Annotated in this window: 3 protein-coding genes and 1 pseudogene; all 4 read right to left on the bottom strand. The window is 65.8% G+C overall.

All coding sequences use genetic code 11. The features are described 5' to 3' along the window. Positions 1–479 (bottom strand): annotated as a pseudogene (locus AC0KXF_RS15115) (hypothetical protein); the annotation flags it as partial. Between the two features lie 8 nt (positions 480–487). Continuing rightward, positions 488–1,069 (bottom strand): hypothetical protein, encoded by a 582-nt coding sequence (locus AC0KXF_RS15110; protein ID WP_473109956.1) that lies wholly within the window; start codon positions 1,067–1,069, stop codon positions 488–490. Next, on the bottom strand, positions 1,059–1,706 hold the full coding sequence (locus tag AC0KXF_RS15105; RefSeq protein WP_236539813.1) for a TetR/AcrR family transcriptional regulator: 648 nt from the start codon (positions 1,704–1,706) through the stop codon (positions 1,059–1,061). Before AC0KXF_RS15105 ends, AC0KXF_RS15110 begins: the two co-directional genes overlap by 11 nt. A gap of 237 nt (positions 1,707–1,943) precedes the next feature. Then, positions 1,944–2,657 (bottom strand): acyltransferase family protein, encoded by a 714-nt coding sequence (locus AC0KXF_RS15100; protein ID WP_473109955.1) that lies wholly within the window; start codon positions 2,655–2,657, stop codon positions 1,944–1,946. Positions 2,658–2,720: the final 63 nt, after the last annotated feature.

Here is a 2,720-nt window from a genome sequence, read left to right as displayed (position 1 = left end):
GAGTTCGAGGCCATAATGATGGATGCCGTCGGGTTGGCGGCATAAACCCCGGACTCAACCAAAGCTTCAGCAGACCCGAACTGATCGAGCGCGAAGTCGGTATCGACGTAGATCGCGGTGAGAGTGACGTAGTCTTCGGGTTCGGCGCTGAACAACACGTTCGGGCCGATCAGGATCGCATCACCGAAGCTGACCGGCTGGTGCCCGAACTCGCTGAACACTATCGCCGACCCCGACCTGACGAACACGAGCTTGAGACAGTCGTAGACCATCGGCCCGACCGGACGACGGATTGAGCGGGTGCGGGCCAGGACTGGCAGAAACCGTCCGCGGTCAGGGGCCTTTACCATCCGCACCGGTCGGCACTGATCCGCAGAGCGAGCAATGGCTCGACGCTGTCCGCGATCGGCGTGGAGAGCAGAGCCCACGCCGCAGATATCATCTTCTTTGAAGCGCCGCGAATGAGTGTTCTGACCCATCGAGCCGATCAGTCGTCGAGCAGAGGGTTGTACTTCATACTCAGGCTGCGTTCGAGCCCGGCGGCTCCGGCCAGGATGATGAGCGCAAAGTTCGCCCAGCCCGGTAGCGTCAGTGCCGGGACCTCGAACGACGGCAGTCCGACGAGCGGCGTCAGGTTCCCGGCAAGGTTGATCAGCTGGGGAAGCTCGATCCCGAGCACAGCCAGTAGGACGACGAGCGAGACCCAACCGACGACTCGGCTCGCGGTGGGGTGAGCGTGACCGACCCGCGCCCGCCATGCCTCGGCCGTTCCTTCGGCCGGTGGAAGCTGCACTGTGCCGCCAGCTTCGCCCTGTCGCAGGCGAACGTACTTCATGCCGGCCTTAGCGACCGCGGCCTCGATCCGTACGCCACCGCCGAGATGGAACGTGGCACGCCCGCGAGCAGTGTCGACGAGTCGCCCGTTCCGGTAGAGGCGGATACGCTCGTCCAGGTCGAGGTAGTGAGCGTCGACGACGTAGGTCGCCCCGTCGTGCTCGGTCTCGAAACGGCCCCGGACCAGCCCCTCCCCGCGCCGCAGCGGCCGCAGGACCTCGGAGTCATCCGCCATGGCCGCCCTCCGTGTCGTCAGTCGTGCTCTTGCCGAGCCCGCAGGCCAGCGCCGCGTCTAGGACCCGGTGTGCCTCGTCGGCCCCGAGATGGCCGTGCAGGACTTCACTCGCGAGCCCGCCGGCCGTCGCAAGCAATCCATCAGAGATCATCTCCGGGGACGTGATGCCGGCTGCTTCCAGCGCGGAACCGGGTCTGCGTAAGACGAGCGCAACCTGATCGACCAGCAGCATGCGCAGCTCTGCGTGACCCTCCAGCAGTGCCCGCCCCAACGCCGGCTCGGTGAGCGCCAAGGTCTCAAACATGGTGACCACACGGAGATCTCTGAAGTCCTCGGGACTCCGCGGGATCATCGTGCGCAGAATCGCCGCGACCACCTCCGCAGGGCTCGGCTCGACTTTCGCGAGCGTCGCCTCCACACGAGAACGCGCCCTATCCTGCACAGCATCGAAGCAGGCCTGCACCAGCCTGGCGCGGTCGGTGAAGTAGTGCTGGACCCGTCCCGGGGATACATCCGCGGCAGCAGCGACCCGACGGAACGTCAGCGACTCGAGGCCCCCCTGCTCGACCGCGGCGCCCGCTGCATCGATGATCGCTTGCCGGACCACATCGTGATCGCGTCCGCGCCCTCGCGCCACAGCCCATCTCCCTTCCTTCCGCAGTGTAATACAAGTGTATCGAAGTAAGTACGCGGTGTCCATTCCTTCTGGCAGGCGGGCGACGGCGGCAGGCCGACATTGGCGCTCTACGGTCACTTGGCGATTTCAGTGCCGTGGGAGCGACCGGACGCCAGGCGCGGTGTCAGGGTTCGGCCACGGCCGAGCCTTGAACCCCGGTCGCGAAGGGTGCCGGGCATTGGGGGGCGGAGAAAGCTGTCACATAATCTTCTTGACTCCTGGGATCGTGCGCACGACTGCAGCGAGCAGCCAGCAGGCCGGTACTGCCAGGAGGAGCAGGACGCCGAACTTCGCGATCGCCGGAGCTGTGACGTCCCGAAGCATCAGTGCAAGACCGACCAGGATTGCGGGATGAATGACGTAGACGGTGAACGCGTTCGCCGACAGAAACCTCCGGATCGGTCCGGTGTCCGGCGCGAGTCGTCTGAATGTCACCAGCACTACCACGCTGAGCCCGACGCCGAGCGCGGCCGTGAGAACTCCCGCCGCGACCGCAGACACGCGAGGGTCGGGCGACATCATCCCAGGCGCGAGCGCTGAAAGCGTGACTGCGGACAGGGCTGCGGTCATCGCGGCGGCTGAGGTGGGCACGCGTTCCAGCCATCGATGCCGGGACGCGAGCACGCCAGCGGCAAACATCAACGCGTACTGCGGAAGAAAGGACGGCGTCGGCAGACCCACGACCGGCCAATGAGTGCCATCGGGAACAATGAGCCGCCAGGCCGCCCCCGTTGCAGCCATGACGGCCATGAGCGCGAGGAGTTGGACGACGGCAACTCCGGGGCGAAGTTCGGAGGCGGTGTCCCGGCCAGGTGGAGGGGTTCTGCGTGCGGTGCGGTAGATGGCGTAGATCAATGAGAACACCAGCAGCACTTCGAGGAACCAGGCCGGTCCCGCATGGGTCTGCTGCACGAGTTGGTGACAGCTTGGTCAGGCAGCGAGTGCGACCTGCTCGTTCATGATGGCCTCGTACTC

It is taken from the genome of Leucobacter holotrichiae, from assembly GCF_055791005.1.
Note: the sequence above shows the minus strand (reverse complement) of the source record. Positions and strands in the feature narration are given on the sequence as shown.

What these genes read in the sequence shown, in the direction of transcription:
- AC0KXF_RS15110 (WP_473109956.1), bottom strand. Translation starts at nt 1,069, where the DNA reads ATGGCGGATGACTCCGAGGTCCTGCGGCCGCTGCGGCGCGGGGAGGGG.